This window comes from Escherichia sp. AM3 (genome assembly GCF_032029835.1).
Lineage (GTDB): Bacteria > Pseudomonadota > Gammaproteobacteria > Enterobacterales > Enterobacteriaceae > Escherichia > Escherichia coli.
The window spans coordinates 1-732 of the sequence record NZ_JAVUPQ010000457.1 but is presented as its reverse complement, the minus strand read 5'-3'; the positions used below and the strand labels follow the sequence as shown (position 1 = coordinate 732).

At 37.3% G+C, this 732-nt stretch carries 1 protein-coding gene; it reads right to left on the bottom strand.

The window, feature by feature from the left end:
• The coding region (locus RTW80_RS26575; RefSeq protein WP_312721083.1) for an SDR family NAD(P)-dependent oxidoreductase at positions 1–560 on the bottom strand (560 nt) is incomplete at its 3' end.
• Between the last annotated feature and the right edge of the window lie 172 nt (positions 561–732).

Below are 732 nucleotides of genomic sequence, written 5' to 3'. Positions count from 1 at the left end.
CCACTAGGATGTGCGCCTGTAGGGTTAAAATAACGAAGAGCAATAATCTTCAATTTATCATCAGATTTCGCGTAGTCTGATAAAACCTGCTCCAGCATGACTTTAGTAGTACCATAGGGGCAGGAAGCATTTCCAATAGGATATTCCTCCAGGTTGGGAACCGGAGAATGGTTACCATAAACAGTTGCGGACGAACTAAAAATGAACTTATAAACACTTGCTTGCTTCATAACTTCAAGCAGGGTGAGGGTCCCACTGACATTATTAATATAATATTCCAGCGGTTTTTTTACCGATTCACCCACAGATTTTAATCCTGCAAAATGAATCACTGCATCGATATCGTAGTTTTTAAAAACTTCTTCAAGTTTTTGTTTATCGTTGATATCAGCTTCAATGAATGGAATTTTTTTCGAAACCAAAGAACCAACACGATGAAGTGACTCTTGAGATGAATTACTCAGGTTATCAAGCACAACCACATCATATCCGCCCTCAATTAACTGTAAAACGGTATGTGAACCAATATAACCAGCGCCACCTGTCACAAGTATAGTCATGTAGTCTCCGAAATTGTATTAATCTTTTATGCTAATTACGTGTTAAATTATTTGATTTTATATTTTTCTAAATTAGCCTTTAACATAAAATTAGCTTATTTTGCCACAGAAATGTTAATTTAATCAGGCACGCTACCGCCCCTGGCTCAACAGCTACCAGTGTACTGTACAC